This is a genomic window from Sphingomonas sp. DG1-23 (genome assembly GCF_030730875.1).
Lineage (GTDB): Bacteria > Pseudomonadota > Alphaproteobacteria > Sphingomonadales > Sphingomonadaceae > Sphingomonas.
This window is the reverse complement of record NZ_JAVAMA010000011.1, coordinates 130,097-155,494: the sequence shown is the minus strand read 5'-3', so window position 1 is coordinate 155,494 and position 25,398 is coordinate 130,097. Positions and strand designations below refer to the sequence as shown.

Below are 25,398 nucleotides of genomic sequence, written 5' to 3'. Positions count from 1 at the left end.
GGGTGGCGCGGTCAATCCCAGATTCTCGTCCGCATGCCGCCTCGGACCTTGAAAAATCGGATTCACGCTGATAGGTGGCCCCGATAACGCCGCGGCCTGTGCTCCGGCGAACCCTATTCTATTGTATCGAGATCGGAGCTGTACGGCCTTATGCAAATCATCGTTCGCGACAATAACGTCGACCAGGCGCTGCGCGCGCTCAAGAAGAAGCTGCAGCGTGAGGGCGTCTATCGCGAGATGAAGCTCCGCCGTCATTATGAGAAGCCCAGCGAGAAGCGCGCGCGCGAGCGCGCCGCCGCGGTCCGCCGCGCACGCAAGCTTGAGCGCAAGCGCGTCGAGCGCGACAGCGCACGGTAAGAATCCTGCGCTCCGGCGCAGTTTTCTTTCACGATTCGCGTGAAAATCGTGAAAGTTGAGCGGCGGAACGCCGATTTGGGGATGACTCGATGTCCGTGACCGCCGTTCCGCTGCAGCCCGTCAAGCGGGCCTATAAGGTCTGGCTGTGGATCGGCGTGCTGCTGGCGATTGCGTTTGCGGCCGGCCTTGCCTGGCTCGGGACGCGCGAGCAGGTCGCCGCCAAGGGCACCGACGCGGAATATCTCGCCTGGAACAAGACCCGTTCGGGCGTCCAGACCACCGCTTCGGGTCTCCAGTACCAGGTGCTCGAGCCTGGCGAGGGCCCCACGGCGGGTGAGGGCGATTACGTCGTCGCCAATTACGAAGGGCGTTTCCGCGACGGCAATGTCTTCGACAAGAGCGACCGTCCGGTGCCGTTCCCGGTCCAGCAGGGCAGCGCGATCCCGGGCTTTCTCGAAGGCCTGAAGCTGATGCAGAAGGGCGGCAAGTACCGCCTCTGGATCCCTGCCAATCTCGCATATGGCGCGCCGGGCGTGCAGAGTCCCGATCCCGAGCGCGTGCCGGCCGATGCGATGCTGGTGTTCACCGTCAGCCCCGAGCGCATCCTCCCCGCCGCGGTCGTCCAGCAGATGATGATGCAGCAGATGATGCAGCAGCAACAGGGTGGCGCTCCCGGCGGGGCTCCGGGCGCAGGCGGTCCGCCGCCGCAAGGTGGGCCGGGTCGATAGCTTGCCCGGTCGCGCGCGCGCCTCGTCCGCCCTGTCGGGTCCCCGCGGGCACTGTCGATCCCAGACAATAACTCGTTAGGCCATCCAGCGTGCCAGCCATCCCGTCTCCTTTGTTGTACGGCACCGGCGCCGTTCTGGCGCTGGCGCTTGCAGGGTGGAGCAGCGCGGATGCGCTGTCGCGTTCGGCGCGTGCCTCCGCTCCCGAATTCGCCCGCAAGGTCGCGCCGTGGAACGCCGCCAGTCTCGGGACGCAAGGCGCAGCGGTGCTGATGCGAACCGAGGATCCGACCGCGTCTCGCCGGGCACGGGCGATTGCCGCCGCGGCGATCCGGCGCGGCGATTTGTCCGCATCGACGCTGCGCACCGCGGCGCTCGCCGAATCCGCCGTCGGCAACGGTGATCGTGCGGCCCGGCTGATCGGGCTGGCACAGCGATTGTCGCGGCGCGATCTGCTCACCCAGATCTGGTACATCGAACATTACAGCGCGGCGGGCGACGTGCGACGGACGCTCGATCATTATGAAATCGCATTGACGACGTCCCGGTCCGCCTTGCAATTGCTATATCCGGTTCTCGTCGGTGCGGCCGCCGATCCGGCGCTGACGCCGGAGATCGGCAAGTTCATGCTGCGCAATCGCGGGCGTCCGTGGTGGCAGCCGATGATGGGCGCGCTCATCGGCGAGTCCACCGATCCGCGCGCCGCTGCGCAGATCGCGCGGATCGCGTTGAAGCCGGGGCCGGGCGAAGACCGCGCATTGGTGAAGACGGCAATCGCGCGGCTCGTCGCAGTGCAGGCGTTCGACGAGGCCAGTCGGCTCTATGCCGGCATGGCGCGAGGCAATGCGAAGGCGCCCGATAGCGTCGGGGACGGCGGATTCGAGCGGGACCCGGCGCTTCCGCCGTTCGATTGGGAGCTGGCGGAAGATGGGAACGTTCGTTCCCAACGGGGTCCGGCGCCGGCGGGGCGGGAAGGCAATGTCCTGTGGATCGATGCCGATGGCGGTGTTCGCACGGTCGTCGTCAGCCAGTTGCTCAAGCTTGCGCCCGGAGCCCATCAGCTAAGCGCGGTCGTCGGCGCGACAGGAGACGGCGAAGACTCGCACCTGCTGTTCGCGATGCGGTGCGCAGTGGGCGAATCCGCCGATCAATTGATCGATGTGACGCCATCGGCCAGCGCAGTCCGGACCGTTCGCGGTAGCTACACGGTTCCGGCGGGATGTGCCTGGCAGCGTTTGTCGGTGCAGGTCTCCGGTGCTCATGTCGGCACCTGGATCGACGATATTCGGCTTCGCTGACAGCGGACAGGCTTCGCCGCCCGTCCGCATATCGCTCACCGCGCGCCGAACCCCGTGAACATCGTCTTCAGCGTCTTCAGCGTGATCAGGAAGTCCAGCCAGAGCGAGAAGTGCTTGATGTAGTAGAAGTCGTAATGGAGCTTCTCCTGCACTTCGTTGATCTGCGCGACATGGCCCAGTCGCACCTGCGCCCAGCCGGTGATGCCCGGCGGAACGATGTGGCGATAGCGGTAGAAGGGGATTTCCTGCTCGTACCAGCGCGAAAGCACCACGGCTTCGGGGCGCGGTCCGATCCAGCTCATTTCGCCGCGCAGGATGTTGATGATCTGCGGCAATTCGTCGATCCGGCTGCGGCGTAGAAGCTGGCCAAGGCGCGTGATGCGGCGATCGCCGGGCTTGGTTATCGCCGTTTCGATCTGCGAATCGCCGCTGTCGCTGGCTAGCCGCATGGTGCGGAACTTGATGACCTCGAAGACGATGCCGCGATAGCCCACGCGCTCCTGGCGGAACAGCGCCGGGCCGGGCGAGTCGATCCGGACGAGCACTGCGACCACCAGCAGAAGCGGAGTCAGGCAGACGATCGCCGCGAGCGCGATGATCTTGTCGACGACCGAACGCAGCCGCAGATAGGGGGAAAGGGGTGCCAGCGAGCCGAAGCTGTTCTCGGAGAGGTGCTTGATCTCGACGCGCCCGGTCAGGGATTCGAGCAGTTGCTTGACGTCGTACACCGGGATCCCGGCCAGCACGAAATCGGCCAGCGCCCTGTCCCATTCGTTCGGAATGTCGGCGCGGAGGTCCGCCGCTACTGCGTCCGGCCAGAAACCTTGCGAAGTGGCGCCGGTCAATTCCGACGACTTCATCACGTGCCACGAAATGCCCGGGATCGTCTCGAGACCTTCGACGGTTCCGAAGGGCACCAGCGCGATGCGCATCTGGCGCACGCGCTGCTGCATGAAGAAGACCGCGTAGAACCAGATGAGGGAGAATGCGCCGCTGCTGACGAAGATCAGCCGGCTATATTCCTGCCGCGCCAACAGCAGATACAAGGCGGCGAGTGCGTAAGGCGGCAAAATGCAGGGAAAAACATAGGAGCTGGAAGCGATTCCCGGGTAACGGCCGATGCTCCGGAACAGAATGGCGCCCGTAAAGCCGGCTGCGCCGGCCACGGCGAGGGTCCAGGGCGTCGGCGCGCGCAACGTGAAGTCCGAGAGCAGGAACGCGCTCAGGCACAACGGAAACAGCACCGCGAACAGGACGACGCCGGCAAGCTGGAGCGCGGCGCCCGACCAGATGCTTCTTGCCCCGACTACGCCTTGTGGTGTGGCGAGCGCGGCGGTCAGCACCGAATCTGACTCCGCCAGATGCGGGTCAGCCCGGTCGCGCACGCAAGTCGCGTTCTGGCGGCGGATACCGACAGGGCAAGTAAAAGCATCGAAGAAACTGCCTCGCGTCTATATACGCCGGCGCGCTTCAGGCCCGCCCGCGCGTCTCGCGCCGTCACTAGACCCTTTGCACCGGCCTGGCAACGCGTCGACACGGCTACGGGTCCCGATGATCCTGGATACTAATCGCTTGATTTTGAATGTCTCGCCGCCATAGGTCCGCCAACCGCACTAGAAGAAAGGGGGCTTCCGGTGGAGGAGAGCTTCGATACATCGACGCAATCTGCAGCCCGCCCGCCGGAAAAGCAGGCGCTTCATGATTTCTGGAACGACGCTTCCTGCGGCGAGGCCTTGTTGCTGGAGTCGCCGGACGTCGAAGGCTATCGCAGGCAGGCGAGCGAGCGCTACCGGCTCGAGCCCTATATTCCCGGCTTTGCGCGTTTCGAACAAACCAGCGGGAAGGACGTCCTCGAGATCGGAGTCGGTCTGGGCGCCGATCATCAGGGCTTCGCCGCCGCCGGCGCGCGGCTGACTGGCGTCGATCTGACGTCCCGGGCGATCGAGCATACCCGCGAACGCCTGCGCCTGTTCGGCCTCCAATCAAGCCTTGCTGTCGGAGACGCCGAGAATCTCGTGTTCCCCGACAATAGTTTCGACATGGTCTATTCGTGGGGCGTGATCCATCATTCCCCCGATACCCCCCGGGCGGCCAGGGAGATCCTGCGGGTGTTGCGTCCGGGCGGCAGGTTCGCGGTGATGATCTATCAGCGCTACAGCCTGATCGGCGCCATGCTGTGGCTACGTTACGCGCTGGGCACGGGGCGGCCCTGGATGAGTCTCGATACTATCTATTCGCGCTATCTCGAGAGTCCGGGAACGAAGGCCTACACCAAGGCGCAAGCCGCTGCATTGTTCGCAGGGGCGTCCGATCTGCGGATCTGGTCGGTGCTGACGCATGGCGACCTGCTCGAAAGCGGCGCCGGTCAGCGACATTCGGGAATGGCGCTCGGGTTGGCGCGGAAGTTGTGGCCCCGGCGTCTGCTGAAGCGAATGTTTCCGAATGCCGGCCTCTTTCTGATGATCGAGGGCCACAAGCCGCTCGCTACTGCATCCACCTAGGCTCGCGGGGGAGGGCGATGGTTCGCGGCGGGGCAGCGTGTCTGTCGCGAATGCGCCCGGCCCGACGCATTGACTGACAATCCAATGCGGCTATGCACCCGGCAGAAGCGGAGCTTGAGCGCATTCTCAAGCCCAACTCACCGTAAGTAAAAGGGCGCCGTGGTAATCTCCTCTCGATCAGCGCGGCCCTCGTTTCGCTTCTGGGTGCTTGGCGCCTTTCTCGTGCTGACCTTCTTTCTGGGCGGGGGGGCGCGATCCGACATCCAGTCTCTGGCGATTCTCAGGCCGATTGCCGTGCTTGTGGGTGTGGGTGCCCTGTTCACGCTGAGCCGGCAGAATCTGCGCGATTATCGCGCGCTCCTGATCCTCGTTGGCGCGGCAATCGCGATCGTGGCGATCCAGCTCGTGCCGCTACCGCCGGGATTGTGGCGGCACCTCGGCGGGCACGACGTCGTCGTCGAGATCGACGCGGCGCTTGGCCTGGACGGGGTCTGGCGCCCCATAACGATGGTGCCGGACGCCACGTTCAATGCGCTCGCGGCCCTGTTCGTACCGGCGGCGACGCTTTTGCTGGCGATCCAGCTCTCGCCCGAGGAAAGGCAGCGCCTGCTGCCGCTTCTCGTCGTGCTGGGACTCATTTCGGGCTTTCTCGGCCTGCTCCAGGTGGTCGGGCCGCAGCAAGGGCCGCTATATTTCTATCGCATCACCAACCATGGCTCGGCCGTCGGCCTTTTCTCGAACCGGAATCACGCGGCGATTTTTCTCGCTACCCTGTTTCCGATGCTGGCGGTGCTGGCCTCGCACGCGACCGGTACGGAGCAGCGAGCGCGGTTCCTGCGGGCGTCCACGCTGATCGTCGGGACCGTGATGGTGCCGCTGATGCTCGTGACGGGCTCACGCGCGGGTCTGGTCGTCGGTGCGATCGGCCTGGCTTCGGTCTTCTTGCTCTTTCGCGCGCCGGCAAAGAGCGCCGGCGGCTCGCGTCGCAAGGTCGCCAGACTTCCTCTGCTCGTGATCGCAGGCGGAGCCGCGCTCGCCTTGGTTACCGTGCTCTTCTCGCGGGCCGAGGCGCTGCAGCGCCTCCTTTCCGCAGGCCAGAACGGCGATTTGCGCTTTCGCGTATGGGGTCCGATTCTCGATCTCTCGTGGAAATATTTCCCTTTCGGATCAGGTGTCGGTTCGTTCGCGGAAGTCTACCAGATCTATGAACAGGACGGCTTGCTTGCGACGCGTTATCTCAACCATGCCCACAATGACTGGCTCGAGACGCTTTTGACGGGTGGGTTGCCTGCGATCGGCCTCGCAGTGGCGGCGGTGCTGGTGTGCGGGGTTCGTTCGTTTGCGGTCTGGCGCCAGCCGGCGAGGTCGCGCACCCGCGATCTCGCGCGCATGTCTTCGGTGATCTTGCTGCTGCTGATCTTGAGTAGCCTGGCGGATTACCCCCTGCGTGTTCCGTCTCTGGCCTCGTTGAGTATAATCGCGGCGGTGCTGCTCTTCGCAAAGCCCGGAAAGGCCGGCGATTCATCGAAAAATAACGCTGGTAGTTAGGGCTTGGCTCTTCTAACGGCACGTGTGATGGGGTGGTGATGATTAGACTTTTGGTTGCGCTGATGCCCTGCATGGCGATCGTCGCCTGCAGTAACGGCGCCTCGAAAATGCGCCCCGGGGCGCCGGGAGCGACCTCGTCGGTCACGATGGCTCCCGGGAATCAGATGCCGCCCCCGGAACCAAGCGATATGGTGCCGGTCGGTCGTCCCTATGTCGTCGGGCCCTTCGACAAGCTCGTCGTCGATGTCTTCGGGATCGAGGAACTGAGCGAGCGCGAGGTTCAGGTCGACGCCGGTGGGCGGATATCCTTCCCGTTCGCCGGCATGGTCGAGGCCGGCGGCAAGACTCCTTTCGAGATCGGCGAGATCTTGCGGACCCGTCTCCGCGCCAGTCACATTCGCGATCCGCAAGTGACCGTAAACCTGAAAGAGACGGTCAGCCAGGTCGTTACGGTCGACGGGCAGGTCAAGGAGCCTGGCCGCTACCCCGTCATCGGCAAGATGACGTTGATTCAGTCCGTGGCGGTGGCGAAGGGGCTGGGCGAATTCGCCAAGCTGGACGACGTGGTCGTTTTTCGTACCGTGCGTGGCCAGAAACTGGCAGCATTGTACAATCTGAACGCTATTCGCCGAGGCTATTATGACGACCCCGAAATCTTTGCCGGGGACATCGTGGTTGTCGGGGATTCGAGTGCAAAGCGGCTGTTCAAGGATATCATTCAGCTGGTTCCATTGCTCACCACGCCGTTGGTGATCGCGCTCCAGAACTGATTGCATTCACTTGAGTAGAGAAATTTCAAAAGACGGACGACATGCTCAAATCCAGCTTTAATCCTACTAATGCGGCGGGAGGGGGCGGTCTCGCGGAGGCCGCCCCGGCCGGCGCGCAGGGCATGGCGCCGCCGCTGCTGCTTCAATATTGGCAGGTGATCCTTCGCTGGAAGTGGGTCATCATCGGCATCGTGCTGTCCGTTGTGGCGGCCGGCCTCGTGGCAACCATGTTGATGACGCCGCAATATACGGCCACCTCGCGAATCGAGATTAGTCGCGAGCAGAAGAAGGTCACCAATGTCGAGGGTCTCGAATCCTCCGACGTCGGTCGCGACCTGGAATTCTATCAGACCCAATATTCGTTGCTGTCCGCCCGCTCGCTGGCGGAACGCGTCGCGCGGACGCTGAAGCTGGCCTCCAATCGCGCATTTTTCGAAGCGCATGGTGTGGAGCCGACGGGCTCTTCCTTCTTCTTCTCGACGCCCGACGGGCCGTTGACCCGGCAAGAGAGCGAACGGCGGGAAAAGGCGGCCGTAGACCTGCTGCTGCGCAGCGTGGCGATCACGCCGATCCGCGGCTCCGCGCTGGTCGACATCAACTACACCTCGGCGTCGCCGGCGCTGTCGGCGCAGATCGCCAATGCCTGGACGCAGCAGTTCGTCGCGGCGAGCGCCGATCGGCGGTTTGCGGCGACGGCCGACGCGCGCAAATATCTGGAGACCAGGCTGGGGGCCCTGCGGACCCGGCTCGAAGCCTCCGAGCGCGAACTCGTCAATTATGCGACGAACAAGGGCATCATCGCGCTCGGGCAATCGAAGGATCCCAGCGGCAAGACCGAAGTCAATCGCACGCTGGTTTCGAACGACCTCGAGGCGCTGAACGACGCGCTCACCAAGGCAACGGCGGAGCGCGTGCTGGTCGAGAGCCGCGCGAAGAACACCGGAGGCGGCGGCGCCACTTCGGAAGCGCTCGGCAATCTGGCGATCGCTTCGCTGCGCCAGAAGCGCGCCGAGATCGCTGCCGAATATTCAAAGCTGATGGTGCAGTACGAGCCGGGCTATCCGGCGGCGCGCGCACTGGAAGAGCAGATCCGCACGCTGGACCGGAGCATCGCCAGCGAAGTGTCGCGGGTTCAGCAGAGCCGGGGATCCGAATATGCCGGAGCGGTTGCGCGCGAGAATGCGCTGACGCAGCAGGTCGAGGCGCTGAAAGGCCGGATGAACCAGCAGCAGCGCGACAGCATCCAATACAATATCTACCAGCGCGAAGCGGACACCAACCGTGAGCTGTATGATGGGCTCCTGCAGCGCTACAAGGAAATCGGTATCGCCGGCGTGGGCGCAAGCAACATCGCGGTCGTCGATCACGCCGAGGTGCCCGAGCGTCCGTCCTCGCCCCGGCTCGTGCTCAATCTCGCGCTTGCGTTTCTCGTGGGCATCGGCCTCGCAGGTGTCGCGACCTTCGCGCTCGAGCAGATCGACGAAGGGCTGCGCGATCCGGGCCAGGTCAATCGCCTGCTCAATACGCCGCTGCTGGGCAGCGTGCCTGATCTGGAGGGCGATACTTCGCTCGCCGCGCTGGCCGATGCGAAATCCGTGCTGTCCGAGGCCTATCTGAGCATACGCTCCAATCTGGCATTCTCGACCGATCATGGCGTGCCAAAGGCATTCATGGTGACCAGTACGCGTCCGGGGGAAGGCAAGAGCACGACCAGCTTCGCGCTCGCGACCGTGCTGGGCCGTACCGGCAAGCGCGTGCTCATCGTCGACGCGGATATGCGCTCGCCCTCGCTGCACGCCTTCCTGGGCGTCGAGAACAAGCGCGGGCTCAGCAACTTCCTCGCCGGCGACCCCGATTGGCAGAAGCTGGTCACCGAGACCACCTCCAAGGGTCTCAGCGCGATGACCGCGGGGCCGAGCCCGCCCAGCGCGGCCGAACTGCTCAGCAGTGACCGGATGTCGACGCTCATCGAGCAGGCGCTCGGCCATTTCGATCACGTCGTCGTCGACTCTCCGCCCATTCTCGGCCTGGCGGATGCGCCGCTGCTCGCGCGCGCGGTGGAAGGTTGCATCTTCGTCGTGGAGGCCGAAGGCGTCGCAGTTCGCGGCGTGAAGATGTCGCTCGAACGGCTCAACTCCGTCCATGCGCACCTGTTCGGGGCAATCCTCACCAAGCTGAAGCGGCGGCAATCGGGCTATGGCTATGGCTACGGCTACGGCTACGGCTATGGCGAGAGCGGAGACGAAGCAGACCAGGCAAGATAATCAAAGGCCCCGAAAGCTTGCCCGAATCGCGAGCTTTCGGATCGGGTCGATCTGGTGGCAATGGCGGCTGCAAGCGCGTGGTCCCATAAGAGCGGCCAGGCCGGCTTGTCACAAGAGCGAAGCCGTCATCCGGGGAGGCAAGCAGGCGCCGTCTTTCGCTGGCGGCCTTGCGGAGATTGTTGGCCCTTCCTGAAGCATTCGAATGCGGGGCATGTCTGTTCCGGCACACTCGCCGATAGCGAGAGCACGGCGGACGGTCTCGCGCCCACATGTGTAGAGAGATCGATGAAGCAGATACTGATCCAGGGCGGCGCGGCGAAAGTCGAGAATGTCGCGGCGCCGACAGTGGGAGCACGCAACATCCTCGTTTCGGTGCGGGCGAGCTGCATTTCCGCCGGCACCGAAATGGCCGGCGTACGAATGTCGGCGCTACCCCTCTACAAGCGCGCGCTGAAGCAGCCGGAGAATGTCGCGCGCGTCATGGGGATGATGCGCGAACAGGGAGTCATGCGGACGCTCAAGCGCGTTCAGGGCAAGCTCGCCGCCGGAACCGCGACCGGCTATTCGGCGGCAGGCGTCGTGGTCGCGCTGGGAAGTGAAGTCACCGGCTTCAGCGTCGGCGACAGGGTGGCGTGTGCCGGTGCGGGCATCGCCAATCACGCAGAATATATCGACGTTCCGGTCAATCTGGCTACTCCGCTTCCCGAGGATCTGACGTTCGAGCACGGCTGCACCGTGACGCTCGGTGCGATCGCGATGCAGGGCGTGCGCCGGGCGGCGCCGACCCTTGGCGAGAGCTTCGTGGTCATCGGGCTCGGCGTGCTCGGGCAGATCACGGCGCAAATGCTGTCGGCGAATGGCTGCCGGGTGATCGGCATCGACGTCGATTCCAGCCGCATCGATCTGGCGACGGCGAACGGTCTCGACGTAGGCCTGCTCGCCGGGGCCGAGGATGTCGTCGATCGCGTGATCCGGCACTGCAACGGCTTCGGCGCCGACGGCGTGATCATCACCGCGGGCGGCGCGGACAACACCGTCATCAGCCAGGCCATGCGGATGTCGCGCAAGAAAGGGCGCGTGGTCCTGGTCGGCGATGTCGGGCTCGACCTCAATCGCGGCGACTTCTACGCCAAGGAACTCGATTTCCTCATTTCCTGCTCCTACGGGCCCGGGCGATACGATCCTGCCTATGAGGAGGGCGGGCAGGATTATCCGTTGGCTTATGTCCGCTGGACCGAGAACCGCAATATGGAGGCCTATCTCGGTCTCCTCGCCAACGGGCGCGTTTCGCTCGACAATCTCGTGGCGGCGCCCTTTGCCGTCGACGACGCGGCTGCGGCCTATTCGGCGTTCGATTCAGCCGATCGTCCGCTCGTCGCGGTATTGAAATATGGCGAAGGCGACGACGCTATCGTACGGCGGATCGAGAATCCGCGGCACAAGCCGGTGGAGGGCAAGGTCCGCGTAGCTCTGGTGGGCGCTTCGAGCTTTGCGCAAGGGATGCACCTGCCCAATTTGAAACAGCAGGATGACGCGTTCGCGCTCCACGCGGTGATGAGCCGCACCGGCGCCAATGCCAAGGCGATCGCCGATCAGTTCGGCGCCAGATATTCGACCACCGACCTGGCCGAAGTGCTCGGCGACGACGACACCGATCTGGTGCTGGTGGCATCGCGGCACAATCTCCACGGCAGCACCGTGCTGGAGGCGCTCCGGGCGGGGCGCAACGTCTTCGTCGAGAAGCCGCTGACGCTCTATCCCGAGGAACTCGAGGCAATCGAGAAGTTCTACGCAGACAATCCCTCGGGCCCGCTGTTGATGGTCGGCTATAATCGCCGCTTCGCGCCGGGCGTCCAGGCGGTCCGCGAGCTGCTGCGCGGCCGGACCACGCCGATGATCGTAAACTATCGCATGAACGCCGGTTTCATTCCGCGCGATCATTGGGTGCATGGTCCCGAGGGCGGCGGCCGCAACCTCGGCGAGGCCTGCCACATCTACGATCTGTTCAACGCGTTGACCGGATCGCACGAGGTGGTCGACGTGCATGCACGCCCGATCGTGTCGCCGGATCCGCAATGGCGGGCGAACGACAATTTCGTTGCGACGCTTGCTTATGCCGACGGCTCGGTCTGTACGTTGACCTACACGGCGCTCGGCGCGAAGGACTATCCCAAGGAGCGGATGGACATCTTCTGCGACGGGCGGGTGATCACGCTCGACGATTACAAGCAGGTCGAGATCGCCGGCGGTCGCGGCAAGGGCTGGCGCTCGGCCTCCGCGCAGAAGGGGCAGTTCGAGGAGCTCGAGGTGCTCGGCCGGTCGCTGCGCAATCAGGACGCGTCGTGGCCGATCGCGCTCGCGGACATGCTCGCAACCTCGCGCACGGCCTTCGAGGTCGAACGCCAACTTACTCTCAACCAGCAGGGCTGACGCACATGTGTGGTATCACCGGGATTTTCGCCTTTGCCGGCAAGCGGCAGGTCGAAGCCGCGCATTTGACGGCGATGCGCGACACCATGCTCCATCGCGGGCCGGATGGCGGCGGACTCTGGATCAGCGACGATCGTCGGGTCGGCCTCGGCCATCGCCGGCTGTCGATCATCGATCTCAGCGCGAGCGCCGACCAGCCCATGACCAACGCCGACAAGTCGGTGTGGCTCACCTATAATGGCGAGATCTACAACCATGTCGCCCTGCGCGCCGAACTGGTGGCGGCGGGCTACAAGTTCGTCACCGACCATTCGGATACCGAGGTGCTGGTCCACGGCTATTCGGCCTGGGGCATCGATGGCCTGGCGCAGCGGATCGAGGGCGATTACGCCTTCGCGATCTGGGACGCCAAGCTCGAAAAGCTCTTCCTTCTGCGTGACCGGATCGGCGTGAAGCCGCTCTATTTCGCGATGCCGGAAGGCGAAATGGTATTTGGATCCGAGATCAAGGCGATCCTCAAGCACCCGGCGATCAAGGCGAGTGTCGATCCGATCGCCATGTATCATTATCTGTCGTTCCTCACGACGCCCGCGCCGCTGACCATGTTCAGCGGCGTCTTCAAGCTTCCGGCGGGGCATTATGCGGAAATCGGCGTCGACGGCAGGCTGAAGGCGACCCGCTATTGGGATGCCAAGCCGGGCCTCTCGACGCTCGATCAGGAGCTCAAGGGCCTCTCGGACAGCGCGCAGGAAAGCCTGCTGGTCGACGGCGTACGCAGCCGGCTCCGCGACGCGGTCGGCAAGCGGATGATGTCCGACGTTCCGTTCGGCGTGTTCCTTTCCGGCGGGATCGATTCCTCGACAAACGTCGCGCTGATGGCCGAGTTGATGGACCGTCCCGTCGACACCTTCTCGGTGGGCTTCAAGGATTTCAAGCATCTCAACGAGCTCGAATATGCCGATCAGGTGTCGAAGGAATTCAAGACCAATCACCACGAAATCCTGATCGATGAAGCCGATATGAAGGGCTATCTCGGCGATCTGATCCACTCGCAGGATGAGCCGATCGCCGATTGGGTCTGCATCCCGCTCTATTTCGTCTCGAAGCTCGCCAAGGACAGCGGCGTGACCGTGGTGCAGGTCGGCGAGGGCTCGGACGAACAGTTCTGCGGCTATGCCAGCTACATGGGCTATCTGGACCTCTACCAGCGTTATTGGTCGCCGTATCGCAAGTTCACGCCGACCTTCGCGCGCAAGGCCGCTGCGGCGGTCGCGCAGCGACTGGGTCGCGCAGTGCCCAAGGCCGAGATGTACGCCGACATCCTCGATCGCGCGGCGCGCGATCGCGAGCATTTCTGGAGCGGCGCGACGGTATTCTGGGACACGCTCAAGTCGCGGCTCGTCCATAAGTCGGCGGTCAAGAGCAATGCCGACTACCGGCCGCTGATCGACAGCGGGCTGATGCCGGATAGCTATCTCGAACTCGATACCTTCAACGTCATCAAGTCGTTCAACGACGAGCTTACGCGAACCAACCCGGATCACGACGTGCTCCAGCGGATGATCTACAACGAGTTCAAGCTCCGTCTCCCCGAGCTGCTGCTGATGCGCGTCGACAAGATCGGCATGTCGGTATCGATCGAGGCACGCGTGCCGTTCCTCGATCACAAGCTGGTCGAATATTCGCTCGACATTCCCATGGAGCAAAAGATCAAGGGACGGACGGCGAAATATATCCTGAAGAAGGCTGTCGAAGGGATTATCCCGAACAATATCATCTATCGGAAGAAGATGGGTTTCGGTGCACCGATGAGCCAATGGCTCTCGGGAGATTTTGGCAATTTCGTCCAGAACAGCATGAAGAATTCGGCGTTGATGCAGCTCGGATTCCTCGACGTCGACTATATCAAGATGCTGTTCGACGATCATCGAAGCGGCAAGCGCGACAACAGTCTGTATATCTGGACGCTGTTCAATCTGTCTGCCTGGTACGACTATTGGGTCGACGGATCGCATTGACGTCCTGCGCACGGCGCAGCTGAAAACGAGCGGAGGTTGGGTTGGACGTCGCTGGCGTGGTGTCGAGGATTGGCCGCGGGCTGCGCAAGCCGCCGCGCTATGTGGCGGAACGGGCCTGGCACGAATTTGTATCTCGCCTCGAGAAATACCGTGCGCCGGGACGTGCGCGGTCGCTCTCGGGTAGCGCATTGGCGCGTCGGGCCGGGCATCCCTCGGTAGCTGCGTTGTGGGTGGCGCTTGCCGCGCGTCCCGCGCCGACTGCATTCGATGTTTCGGCCGATACGCTGGAGGCGATCGCTCCGGGCGAGACGGACCGGCTGATCGCGAGCGCGGAACAGGCAATGGCGCACCGCGTCGAGATGCTCGGCTCGGGGATCGTCGATCTGGGCCCCGAGATCGATTGGCACCGCGACTTCAAGACCGGCCTGCGCTTCGCGCCGGCTTTCTGCAAGGACATCGCCTACAACGATCTCGACAGGCCGAACGATGTGAAAGTCCCCTGGGAGCTTTCGCGCATGCAGTGGATGATTCCGCTGGCGCAGGCATATCGGCTCACGGGCGACGAACGGTACGCGGCGGAAGTGCGCAAGCTCCTCGATCATTGGATCGACGAGAATCCCGTCGCCTATTCGGTCAACTGGGCTTGCACGATGGACGTCGCGCTGCGCGGCTTCAGCTGGATCTGGTTCTTCTTCGCCTTCGCGCAGAGCCCCGAATGGGCCGACACCGGCTTCCGTTCGCGATTCCTTGCGATGCTTTATCAGCATGGCGACTTCGTATCGCGCCATCTCGAGAAGGCGGACCTGAACGGCAATCATTATACCGCCGACGCCGCGGGGCTGGTTGCGCTCGGGCTGTTTTTCGAAAAGGTCGGGCAGGGCGAGCGCTGGGCGGATCTCGGCTGGGACATCTTGTCGACGGAATTGCCACGACAGGTCTTTCCGGACGGCGTCGATTTCGAGGCTTCGGTTCCGTATCACCGCCTCGTGCAGGAGCTGTTTCTCTATCCTGCGCTCTATCGGATGCGATGTGGTCTGCCGGTCGCCGACGATTATCGCGATCGATTGCTCGCGATGGCGCGCTTCACCGAAGCCTATTCCCGTGAAGATGGATCGGTTCCCCTCTGGGGCGACGCCGACGACGCCCGCACGTTGCCGTTCAAGCAGGACGTCATCAACGACCATCGTTATCTGATCGGGCTCGCGGGGCTGATGTTCGACGATACGGCGCTGATCGCGCGGTTCCACGGGCCGCGTCAGGAAATCGCGTGGATGCTGGGGCCGGAAGCTGCTGCACGGCTCGCTCCCACCCGCACCGCGGGCGCGCGTTCCGAAGCGTTTGCGGAAGGCGGTTTCTTCGTGCTGCGCGATGACCGGAACCACGTGTTCATCGATTGCGGAGATATCGGGCTCGGCGGGCGCGGGGGGCATGGCCACAACGACATTCTGTCGTTTGAGGCAGTGCTGGACGGCGTCCATCTCGTCACCGACTGCGGCGCGTATCTCTACACCGCCGATTATCGCGAGCGGAACAATTTCCGCAGCACCGCCTATCATAACACCCCGCAAATCGATGGCGAGGAAATCAATCGCTTCATCCGACCCGACTATCTCTGGGTGCTTCGCAACGACGCGCGGCCGACCGTCGATGCCTTTGCGGCCGGCGAGGCGCTGAGCCGGTTTTCCGGCTCGCATGACGGCTATGGCCGTCTCGCCAGCCCGCTGGTGGTCGGACGGACCTTCCTCCTCGACCATGCGCAGTCGAGCCTCTCGATCGAGCATCGCTTCGTCGGAAGCGATGCGCATGCAGTGGAGATCCCGTTCCATCTCGCGCCGGGCGTCGAGCCGATCGAAGCCGGTCCCGGCCGTGTCGAGCTGCGGACGCCGTCGCGGACCTTTTCGCTGTCGTGGGACAATGCCGATTGGGCGTTGCGCGAGGCCGAGGCCCGGGTTTCCGCGACCTATGGCGTGGTTGCGCCGATTCGCCGGCTCACTCTGTCCAGTCCGCGCGCGACGCCGCTCATGGTCGTCCTCGCGTGAAGGACAATTTGCTCGCCAGCTATCGCGTCATCCTGGCGGGAGACATGATCGCGAAGGCGATGACTGCGCTGTCGATCCTGCTCGCGATCCGCACGCTCGCGCCGCGCGAGCTCGCCACCTACGTCTATCTCGGCGCGATCGCCGCCGCCGCCTATTCGTTCTTCAACGGCTTCTTCAATCGCCAATATCTGTTCGATGCGCAGGGGCAGATGCACATCGGCGGATTCAGATTTCTCGCTGCGGTGATGACGGCGCTCGGCTGCGGCGGCGTGCTGGCGTTTTCGGACGTGGCGGGTGTCTGGCTCATCGTCCCGACCGTGACGCTGGCATTGCTCGCCATGGATTATGAGTTCAAGCGTACCGTGCTGCAGAAAATCGGCCGCTTTCGCCCCTATGCGCTGGCGGAGGTCTTTCGGGCGGCTCTGTTCCTGTCCTTGACGTGCGTGGTGGTCTCGCTGTCACTCGATCACGCCGCGGCGATCCTGATCGGCGCACAGGCGCTGTCTTTCCTCGCCGCATCGGCTCTCATAAGAGTGCGCGCCGAGGGTTCCGTGGCGCTCGGCGAGCAAATCCGCGTCATCGCGGGCGGCATGCTCCGCACCTCTTCCCTGATCCTGATCCTCTATTTCATTCTGGTGGGATTGTTCGGGCAGCTTCCCGTCTTGCTGTACAAGCCGCATGCTTCCGATTGGGACTATGCGCAGTTCGGCAGCGCGTTTCGCTATTACGGACTGCTCGTGTCGATCTCTGCGGCGGTCAACGTCGTGTCGCTCCCTTCGATAGCGACCTCGACCGAGACCTCCTGGTATCGTCTGCTGACCGCGATGAAGCGGGTCTTCTTCGTCTCGCTGCTGCTGGTCGCCGCGGCGGTGATCGTCGGCACCCAGGCAATTCCGCTGATCGACGGCGGCACCTATCCGGCGGCGCCGCAGCAATTCGCGATCCTGTCGGTGGCGATCCTCGGCGGCGTCTTTGTCGGTCCGTTGGGGGGACTTTTCCTTCGGGCCGGCCAGCTCGGCTATCTTCTCGTGTCGCAGGCGTTCGCAGTGGCCGCGGCCGCCGCGATCATCATGATGTTGGGGGGACATGGAACGCTCTGGGTCGCGGCGGCCTTGCCAGGCGGGATTCTGTGCCAATTGCTGATGTTGCTCGTCGGTTTGCCCTTGACAGGAACGCGGGCGGAAGCTGCGGAGCAATGATGTTCTGGCGCGTCTTCTCGAAATTCGTCGGTCTTGCCGACAATGTCACCTGGCGCGTCAGGGAAGCGCGCTGGCGCGGGCGATTGGGCTCGATCGGGCCGAACTTCGTGTTCGAGCCACGATTTTCCAATTTCGTCACGCCGGAGACGTTCTCGGCGGGTGCCGATTGCTTTCTGAACGTGGGAGCGCACGTTTCCGGTCTGGTCACGCTGGGCGACCGCGTGCTCATCGGACCCTATGTGCGGCTGCTCTCGGGAAACCATCTGTTCGGCATCGAGGGCTATTATGCGCGCTTTGCCCGGGCCTCGCTGCAGAACCCGGAAAAGCTCGAGGCCCAGACGATCGAGTCCGATAGCTGGATCGGCGCGAACGCGATCGTTCTGGGGGGTGTGACGGTCGGCGTAGGGAGCGTGGTCGCCGCCGGATCGGTGGTCACCAAGGACGTGCCGCCTTTCACGGTCGTTGCCGGCGTGCCGGCCCGGGCGGTCAGGCGAATATTCGACGACGCGGCTTTGAAGCGCCATATGACGCGACTGCGCTATGATCCGGAAGAGATCGAGGCAGTGTTGCGGCGACGCCGCGCGGCAAGCGCCGATCTGCTTCCGCTTGCGGACAGGCCGCGCGTGACCGAATTCTATTATGGCGGCGAGAAAATCGAACTGGAATCAGACGATGTGGGATGAGGCGACGAATGGCTTGTCCGGCGGTGACGCGCCCGAACAACGCGTCCTGAATGCCGACCGGATTTCGGAATTCTATCACGACAATTTCGTGGCCGATCAGGCGCGCGATTTCGGTCAGCTCGTCGTCGAGAAGCAGCGGCCGGACGGCGTGGTGGCGGATGTCGGCGGCGGGTGCGGATATTTCGCCGCCGCGATAAGCCGCGACTATGGAGTTCGCACGCGCGTGCTCGATACCGACCCTGCCTCGGTCGCCGCATCGCGCGACGCCGGCGTGGAGGCGAAGCTGTTCGACGCGCTCGCTCCCAAATTCGAAGGCGACGAGGAGATCGCTTCCTTCAATCTCATTCTGCATCATCTGATCGGGACCAGCGATGCCAGGACGCGCACGCTTCAGATGCGCGCCGTCGAGACGTGGAAAGAGAAATGTCGCGGCGTTTTCGTCAATGAATATATCTACGAATCCCCTGTCGTCGCGGGATTCTCGGCTCGGCTCATCTGGTGGGTCACCAGCAGCCGGTTTCTCTCCGCCATCGGCGTTGTGGTGTCGCGCTTCATTCCGTCGCTGCGTGCCAATACCTTCGGCGTGGGCGTGCGATTCCGGACCGCGGCAGACTGGCGGGGATTGTTTCAGGCGGCCGGCTTCAAGGTGGTCGATTATCGGCGCGGCGACGACGAACCGTGCAGCTTTTTCAGGCGATTGATGGGTATCCGGTCGATCCGCCGGGACAGCTTCTTCCTCGCTCCCGTCACAAGCCAGATCCAATCCTGATCCATGAACATCGTTCTGTCCTGTTATCCGCTCTCGACGGACCTCGCGCGCACGCTCGCCCGCTACGTCGCACCGGATCGTGCGCTCACCTTGAATTCGCTGCGCGCAGTCCCGTTGCGGCGGCTGTGGGGGCATCTCCGGTCTCAACGCGGCGAGCGGTTCAGCGTCGTGGTCGGGGAGCCGACCGAGCGAACCTTGCTCCCCATCCTGCTGATGCTGGCGTCGCTGACGCCCTCGCGCGCGATCGAGGTCATCGATCTTTCAGCGGATTCGGTGACGCAAATCGCGAGATGGCGCGCCTTTCTGGGCATCGGCTGGAGCGTATATGCCACTCTTGCTGGGCAGGTTAAGCGTGCGCTGGCCGAGATCCAGTCGCGCTGGCTGATGCGCGCCGGCCAACGCGGGTTCGGCCCCCTGCGGAATTCGCGCGGGCTCTATATCAAGACCAACCTCATGCTCGGCATCCAGGCGGGCGGCTCGGTAGGGCATGTTGCCGGTATCGCGAACGAGCTCTACCGTCGAAATTCCGAACTCCTGCTGCTCGGACTGGAATTTCCGGCGATGGTGAACCCCGCGGTGCGTTTCGAATCCATCGAGGGGATACGGCATTACGGCGTGCCTCCCGAGAGCAACCACCTTCGCTTCAATCGAAATTGTGTGCGCACCGGCAGCCGTTTCATGCGGCGTGAGGCATTCGGCTACATCTATCAGCGGCAATCGATCGCGAACATCGCCGGCGTTCAGCTGTCGCGGCGCTTTGGCGTGCCGCTGATTCTCGAATATAACGGCTCGGAAGTCTGGGTGGCGAGCAATTGGGGGCTCAAGCTCGCCTGGCCGAAACTGGCAACCCGCATAGAGGAAGTGACTTTTCGGCACGCACACCGGATCGTCGTCGTGTCGGACGTCCTTGCCGATGAGCTGCGCGCACGCGGCATACCCGAGCACAAGATCGTCTCCTATCCGAACTGCATCGATCCGGAAGTGTTCGATCCTGCGCTCTACGAGGCGGAGCGCGCGCGGCTGCGGGCAGAATGGGGTTTCACCGACGAGGATATCGTCTGCACCTTTCTGGGCACGTTCGGTGTCTGGCACGGCGCGGAGGTGCTGGCCGACGCGATCAACCGCTATCGCGCGCAGGCCGGGGTCGAGGGCGCGAGGCGTTTGCGCTTCCTGATGATCGGCGACGGCTTGCTGGCGGAAAAGTGCCGGAACGAACTGGCCGATGCCGTCGCGGCCGGCGAGGTTATCTTCACCGGGATCGTGCCGCAGGCCAAGGCGCCCGCCTATCTCGCCGCTTCGGATCTGTTCCTGTCGCCTCATGTGCGGCCCACCGACGGATCCAGATTCTTCGGCAGCCCGACCAAGCTGTTCGAATATATGGTGATGGGCAAACCCATCATCGCGTCCGGTCTCGAGCAGATCGCGGAAGTGCTCTCGCCGGGCATTACGATCGACCAAGCGGAATCTGTCGCCCGGCCGGAATCGGAGCCGCTCGCGATATTGGTGGAGCCCGGCTCGTCGGAAGAGATCGTGCGAGCGCTGAACCTGTTGCGGGACGATGCTGCTTTGCGCGGAAGCGTTGGCGCGGCCGCGCGCGTCAAGGCGCTGTCGCATTACACCTGGCGGGAGCATGTCGACCGCATTTTCGCATCCCTGAACCGGCAGGAAGGGTGATGGACTTCCTCCTGCGCATCGCAATCGCTCTGCTGGTATTGATCGTGGCGGGCTTTTCCTGGGCCTCTGCGCGCAAGATTCTCGGGCCATGGCACAGGCTGCCGCTCGATTTCGCCCTGGCGATGCTGACGGCCACCTACACCTTCGGCTGCGGTATCCTGTATCTGTTCCAGATCGAGTATCTGCACCGCTTCTACGGCAATGGCGCGTTCCTGCCGACCCGCACGTCGTTCACGCTCATTCTGGCCCTCGCGGCGCTGCCTTATCTCGTCGTGCCGTGGTCCACGGTCGTCATTGCCGGATTCGGCAGGGCCGGGCTGCCGGCCCGGATCGCCAGGGCGCAAGCCTTGCCCCCGATCCGCTATGACTCGCTCATAATCGCCAGCCTGATAATCCTGATCGGCTCCGGGCTGATACTCGCACCGGTTCTTCCGACCTTGGCGTCAAACGCTCTCGGTGACCTTTTTTCGATTACCTCGGCCGCGTCGCTGTACACGCAGCGGCAGCTGGTCTTTCAGAATGTCACGTTTCTGCAGGGTGGAATAGTCTATAGCGTTCTGCCCTCATTGGCCGCCGTAATTTTGTTCTGGCCGGGAAGATGGGTCTTTCTGTCGCGCGTGAGCGGTATCGCCCTGGCGGTATTCGCGACGCTGATGAATTTGGGCATGTTTCAGATCGGGCCCACGCTTTCGTTCTTCCTGACCTGTACCTTTTGCTATTTCGCCACCCGCGGCGGCAAGGTGAGGACGCTGGCGGTGGCCGTCGTCACGTCGATGGTTTTGATTATTCTGACGCTCTATTCGACGATCAAGGTTACCGGCAATCAGCTTAGCCAGATCGAGCTGTTTCTGATGCGGCTTCCGATCCCTTTGCCTTACCTGATCCAGATGGCCTCCGAGAAACCCAACGTGGATTCCGAATTCATCAGTTTGCCGCATGAGCTCGGCGAGTACATGTTTCCGGAGTTGAGGTCGGCGCAGCGGTTCGTGGCGATGCCGCAACCGGCCTATATCGATGCCTGGTTCACATATCATCCGGTGATATCATTGGCGGTCCTCGTATTGATCGGAGGCATGATAGTCTGGTTTGGCAACAGATTGGCGTTGTCCGGATTCGGCTCGGGAGGCCGCAATTCGCGACTCATCCTATGGGCATCCGTCGCAGCGCCGACATTATATTATGCATTTCAGGTCGACATATTTGCCTTGTTCACATCGGCGTACAGCGTGACGTTCGTCATACTTCCGGCAATCGGCATTTTGATTGTCAACCGAATGATGGAAGAGGCGGTTCCGGCCGAGATGCACCAGACCAGCGGGCTCAACAGGGATTAGTATGAAGCAGGTAGTACAGAGCCTCAAAACCGGGGTGGTCGAAGTGTTGGATACGCCCTTGCCCCAGGTCGGCAGGAAGGCGCTCCGGATCCGTTCGTCGATGACGCTGATCTCGGCCGGGACCGAGCGCATGATGATGGAGTTCGGACGCGGCAACTGGATCCAGAAGGCGCGGCAGCAACCCGACAAGGTCAGGATGGTGCTCGACAAGGCGAAGACCGATGGGATTGCCGCGACGCTGCAGGGTGTGCGGAACAAGCTCGATCAGCCCTTGGCCCCGGGCTATTGCAATGTCGGGGTCGTCGATGCCTGCGGCTCGGGCGTCGATGGCTTCGCGGTCGGCGATCGGGTGGCCTCGAATGGCAAGCATGCAGAATATGTAGTCGTGTCGGGCAATCTGTGTGCCCGCATCCCCGACAATGTGCCCGACGAGGATGCCGTCTTCGCCGTCGTCGGTGCAATTGCCTTGCAGGGCATCCGACTTGCCCAGGTTGCGCTGGGCGAGACCGTCGCGGTGATGGGTCTCGGATTGATCGGGTTGCTCGGGGTGCAGTTGCTGCGCGCGCAGGGCTGCCGCGTGATCGGCATGGACTATGATCCCGCCAAGATCGCGCTGGCCCGCAGCTTTGGCGCAGAAACGGTGTTGCTGGGCGACGGTGCCGACCCCGTACAGGCGGCGATGGACTATAGCCGCGGCCGCGGTGTGGACGCGGTGATCATAACCGCTGCGACCGACAGCAATGATCCGGTCCATCATGGCGCGCAGATGTCCCGCAAGCGTGGTCGCATCGTGCTGGTGGGGGTCACCGGGCTCGAACTCTCGCGCGCGGACTTTTTCGAGAAGGAACTAACTTTCCAGGTTTCATGCTCCTACGGGCCCGGGCGCTACGATCCCGTGTACGAAGAGCAGGGAGTCGATTATCCCGTCGGGTTCGTTCGCTGGACCGAACAGCGCAACTTCGAGGCCGTGCTCGACATGATGTCCTCCGGCGCGCTCGATTGCGCGCCGTTGCGGAGCCACAGCTTCGACATCGCCGAAGCGGCGGCGGCGTACGAGGTGATCGGCGGGCAGGAGCCTTCGCTGGGCGTTCTCCTGCGCTATCCGCAGCCCGCGGGCGAGGACGCGCTCCAGCAGGAGCGCCTCACCAATATCAGCTACGCTGCGTCCGAGGGACGGAGCACGGGCGAAGTCGCGGTGAATGTCATCGGCGCCGGCAATTATGCTTCGGCGGTGTTGCTGCCGGCATTTGCGGGCGCGGGCGCGAGGCTGCGACGTATCGCGTCGAGCGGCGGCCTTACGGCTACGCATCAGGCGAAGAAGCACGGCTTTCTCGAGGCATCGACCGATTCGAAGGACGTCCTGACCGATCCCGATGCCGACGCCGTCGTCATCACGACGCGGCACGACAGCCACGCGGATCTCACGCGTCAGGCGTTGGCGGCTGGCAAGCATGTGTTCGTCGAGAAGCCGTTGGCGCTCGCGCTGGACGATGTGGACAGCATCGTCGCGCTCGCCGGCCAACCGGGCGCGCCGATCGTCATGGTCGGCTTCAATCGCCGGTTCGCGCCGTTGGTGGTGCAGGCAAAGGCAAGGATCGACAAATCCGCCGAGCCCTGTGCCTTCATCTACACGGTGAACGCGGGGCAAATTCCGCCCGAGCACTGGACCCAGGACAAGGAGATCGGCGGCGGCAGGCTGGTAGGGGAGTGTTGCCACTTCATCGATCTTCTTCGGTTCCTCGCCGGGGCGCCCGTCGCCGGTTCGAGCGTGGTGCCGATGCAGCACGGTTCGCGCGATACGTTCCTGATCAATTTGCATTTCGAGAACGGCTCGGTCGGCAGCATAAACTATCTGGCGAACGGCAACCGTTCCTTCCCCAAGGAGCGCATCGAGATCTTCCAGGCAGGCAAGGTCGTGCAGATCGATAATTTCCGGCAGTTGCGCGGTTATGGATGGAAGGCACCCGGATCGCTGATCCCGTCGTTCAAGCAGGACAAGGGGCAGGCGGCATGTGCGAAGGCGTTCCTCGACGCTATCCGCACGAATTCGCCATCGCCGATCCCGCTCGAGGAACTGGCTGAAGTGGCCCGCCTCTCCATAAGGCTGGCAGCGCAGGTGTGAACGCGCGCAAGTTCAGCCTGTATTGGCACACGCTGAGACATCTACGTCCGGTCCAGCTCTGGGGAAGGCTGCATCGCCTGCTCGTGCGGCCGGCGGTGCCCGCGCCGGAACGCTTGCCGGTACGTTCCGTGACGGGGGCGCTTGTCGCGTGGGCGGAGCGCCGGCCGTCGATGATCGGACCCTCGCGGTTTCGTTTTCTCAACGACGAGCGGACCGCGGCGTCGCCGGAGACGTGGGCAGATCCGGCGGTTCCGCTGTTGTGGCTCTACAACCTTCATTATTTCGACGATCTGGCTGCATCGGGCGCGACGGCGCGTGGCGCCTGGCATGCCGCGCTGATCCAGCGGTGGCTGAGCGAGCATCCGGCGCCCGCCAAGCCGGGATGGGATCCCTATCCGACCTCGCTGCGGATCGTGAACTGGATCAAGTATATCCTCGCCGTAGGCGTGCCCGATCCGGCGATCGTCGCGAGCCTGGCACAGCAGGCGCGATGGCTGTCGAAGGATGTCGAATGGCATTTGCTGGCCAATCATCTGTTTGCGAACGCCAAAGCGCTTCTTTTCGCGGGAGCGTTTTTCGAAGGCCCTGAAGCCGACAGGCTTCTCGGTGCAGCGGAGCGCATCCTGACCGTCCAGCTGCCCGAGCAAGTGCTGCCCGACGGAGGGCATTTTGAGCGCAGCCCGATGTACCATGCCATCATCCTCGAAGATGTTCTGGACATGCTGAATGCTGCGCGGCTCTGGAGGGGTGCCGTCTCGCCGCGGCTGGAACGGATGCTGGACGAGACGGCGGGGCGAATGCTGGGCGCCATGGCGCGGATGTGCCACCCTGACGGCGAGATCGGCTTCTTCAACGACTCGGCTACGGGAATCGCCGCGAACCCCGGCGATCTCGCAGCATATGCCGCGCGGCTGGGCGTTGTCGCGAGCGATCACAGCCAGGTATGGCCCGGTCCTGACGTGAAGCTTGGCGGCGCCTTGCTGGCGGACACCGGCTATGCGCGACTGACCGCCCCGGCCGCGGTCGCCATCGTCGACGTGGCGCCGGTCGGTCCGGACTATCAGCCGGGGCATGCTCATGCCGACACGCTGAGCTTCGAGCTGTCGGTGTTCGGGTCGCGGCTGATCGTGAACGGGGGCACCTCCTGCTATGGCCTCGGGCCCGATCGCGCGGCCGAACGGCGGACCTCCGCCCACAGCACGGTATCCGTGGACGGCCAGGATTCTTCCGAAATCTGGAGCGGCTTTCGGGTGGCCCGTCGGGCGTATCCGCGCGATCTGGTCCTTTCGGGGAATTCGGAGGAGGTCGGCATTGCCTGTTCGCATGATGGCTATCGCCGGCTGGCCCGCGATCTCGCGCATCGCCGAAGCTGGCGGATGCGCGCCCAGGCGCTGACGATCGAGGACAGGATTCTCGGCGAAGCCGGGCATTCCGCCGTCGCGCAGTTCAAACTGCATCCCGACGTGACGGCGATCCAGACGGACGCGCGCAATTTCGTTCTGCAGCTCGCAACCGGGCACGAAGTCCGATTGATCGTGCACGAAGGCGCAGCGGTGCTGGCTGGCGGGCATTATGCGCCGGAGTTCGGCCGGCGGCTGGAGACCGATTGCATCGCCGTGCAACTCGTCGAAGGCAGGTCTCGCGTGGAACTGAGCTGGCAGGCATGA

Annotated in this window: 17 protein-coding genes and 1 pseudogene; 17 read left to right on the top strand and 1 reads right to left on the bottom strand. The window is 63.6% G+C overall.

From position 1 onward, the window contains the following. Window positions 1-150: 150 nt before the first annotated feature. The 3 genes from rpsU to Q9Q95_RS17305 all read left to right on the top strand — a co-directional run bounded on the left by rpsU (window position 151) and on the right by Q9Q95_RS17305 (window position 2,380). A complete protein-coding gene (gene rpsU / locus Q9Q95_RS17315; protein WP_019368605.1) occupies window positions 151-357 on the top strand; it encodes a 30S ribosomal protein S21 in 207 nt (68 codons plus the stop codon). Window positions 358-446: 89 nt separating this feature from the next. Then, window positions 447-1,085 carry an FKBP-type peptidyl-prolyl cis-trans isomerase gene (locus tag Q9Q95_RS17310; RefSeq protein WP_306098396.1) on the top strand — a complete coding sequence of 213 codons (639 nt, stop codon included), beginning with the start codon at window positions 447-449 and terminating at the stop codon, window positions 1,083-1,085. Window positions 1,086-1,174: 89 nt separating this feature from the next. After that, the gene (locus Q9Q95_RS17305; protein ID WP_306098395.1) at window positions 1,175-2,380 is read left to right on the top strand and encodes a hypothetical protein; all 1,206 of its coding nucleotides are present in this window, start codon (window positions 1,175-1,177) and stop codon (window positions 2,378-2,380) included. Window positions 2,381-2,415: 35 nt separating this feature from the next. Here the strand turns inward: Q9Q95_RS17305 and Q9Q95_RS17300 are convergent, their stop codons facing one another. Continuing rightward, entirely contained in the window at window positions 2,416-3,765 is a 1,350-nt protein-coding gene (locus Q9Q95_RS17300) for a sugar transferase (protein ID WP_306098394.1), read from the bottom strand. A gap of 249 nt (window positions 3,766-4,014) precedes the next feature. Between Q9Q95_RS17300 and Q9Q95_RS17295 the strand changes: the two genes are divergently transcribed. From Q9Q95_RS17295 to Q9Q95_RS17230, 14 genes and pseudogenes are all read left to right on the top strand, one after another. Further along, window positions 4,015-4,881, top strand: coding sequence for a class I SAM-dependent methyltransferase (locus Q9Q95_RS17295; protein WP_306098393.1), 867 nt, complete (start codon window positions 4,015-4,017; stop codon window positions 4,879-4,881). 222 nt (window positions 4,882-5,103) lie between these two features. Next, on the top strand, window positions 5,104-6,429 hold the full coding sequence (locus tag Q9Q95_RS17290) for an O-antigen ligase (protein WP_306098392.1): 1,326 nt from the start codon (window positions 5,104-5,106) through the stop codon (window positions 6,427-6,429). Window positions 6,430-6,500: 71 nt separating this feature from the next. Further along, window positions 6,501-7,199: a polysaccharide biosynthesis/export family protein gene (locus Q9Q95_RS17285; RefSeq protein ID WP_306098391.1), complete on the top strand. Its 699-nt coding sequence runs from the start codon at window positions 6,501-6,503 to the stop codon at window positions 7,197-7,199. Window positions 7,200-7,240: 41 nt separating this feature from the next. After that, window positions 7,241-9,463 carry a polysaccharide biosynthesis tyrosine autokinase gene (locus tag Q9Q95_RS17280; protein ID WP_306098390.1) on the top strand — a complete coding sequence of 741 codons (2,223 nt, stop codon included), beginning with the start codon at window positions 7,241-7,243 and terminating at the stop codon, window positions 9,461-9,463. Between the two features lie 285 nt (window positions 9,464-9,748). Then, the gene (locus tag Q9Q95_RS17275) at window positions 9,749-11,893 is read left to right on the top strand and encodes a bi-domain-containing oxidoreductase (RefSeq protein ID WP_306098389.1); all 2,145 of its coding nucleotides are present in this window, start codon (window positions 9,749-9,751) and stop codon (window positions 11,891-11,893) included. A 5-nt stretch (window positions 11,894-11,898) separates the two neighbouring features. Then, window positions 11,899-13,911 carry an asparagine synthase (glutamine-hydrolyzing) gene (gene asnB / locus Q9Q95_RS17270; RefSeq protein ID WP_306098388.1) on the top strand — a complete coding sequence of 671 codons (2,013 nt, stop codon included), beginning with the start codon at window positions 11,899-11,901 and terminating at the stop codon, window positions 13,909-13,911. Window positions 13,912-13,952: 41 nt separating this feature from the next. Then, a complete protein-coding gene (locus Q9Q95_RS17265) occupies window positions 13,953-15,950 on the top strand; it encodes an alginate lyase family protein (RefSeq protein ID WP_306098387.1) in 1,998 nt (665 codons plus the stop codon). Next, a complete protein-coding gene (locus Q9Q95_RS17260) occupies window positions 15,947-17,149 on the top strand; it encodes a hypothetical protein (protein ID WP_306098386.1) in 1,203 nt (400 codons plus the stop codon). Before Q9Q95_RS17265 ends, Q9Q95_RS17260 begins: the two co-directional genes overlap by 4 nt. Window positions 17,150-17,499: 350 nt before the next feature. Next, window positions 17,500-17,646, top strand: a pseudogene (locus tag Q9Q95_RS21235) (DapH/DapD/GlmU-related protein); the annotation flags it as partial. Between the two features lie 199 nt (window positions 17,647-17,845). Then, window positions 17,846-18,601: a class I SAM-dependent methyltransferase gene (locus Q9Q95_RS17250; RefSeq protein ID WP_306098384.1), complete on the top strand. Its 756-nt coding sequence runs from the start codon at window positions 17,846-17,848 to the stop codon at window positions 18,599-18,601. A gap of 3 nt (window positions 18,602-18,604) precedes the next feature. Beyond that, entirely contained in the window at window positions 18,605-20,275 is a 1,671-nt protein-coding gene (locus tag Q9Q95_RS17245) for a glycosyltransferase family 4 protein (RefSeq protein WP_306098383.1), read from the top strand. Then, window positions 20,275-21,609: a hypothetical protein gene (locus tag Q9Q95_RS17240; protein WP_306098382.1), complete on the top strand. Its 1,335-nt coding sequence runs from the start codon at window positions 20,275-20,277 to the stop codon at window positions 21,607-21,609. Before Q9Q95_RS17245 ends, Q9Q95_RS17240 begins: the two co-directional genes overlap by 1 nt. A 1-nt stretch (window position 21,610) precedes the next feature. Then, a complete protein-coding gene (locus Q9Q95_RS17235; protein WP_306098381.1) occupies window positions 21,611-23,731 on the top strand; it encodes a bi-domain-containing oxidoreductase in 2,121 nt (706 codons plus the stop codon). Beyond that, window positions 23,728-25,398 (top strand): alginate lyase family protein, encoded by a 1,671-nt coding sequence (locus tag Q9Q95_RS17230; protein ID WP_306098380.1) that lies wholly within the window; start codon window positions 23,728-23,730, stop codon window positions 25,396-25,398. Before Q9Q95_RS17235 ends, Q9Q95_RS17230 begins: the two co-directional genes overlap by 4 nt.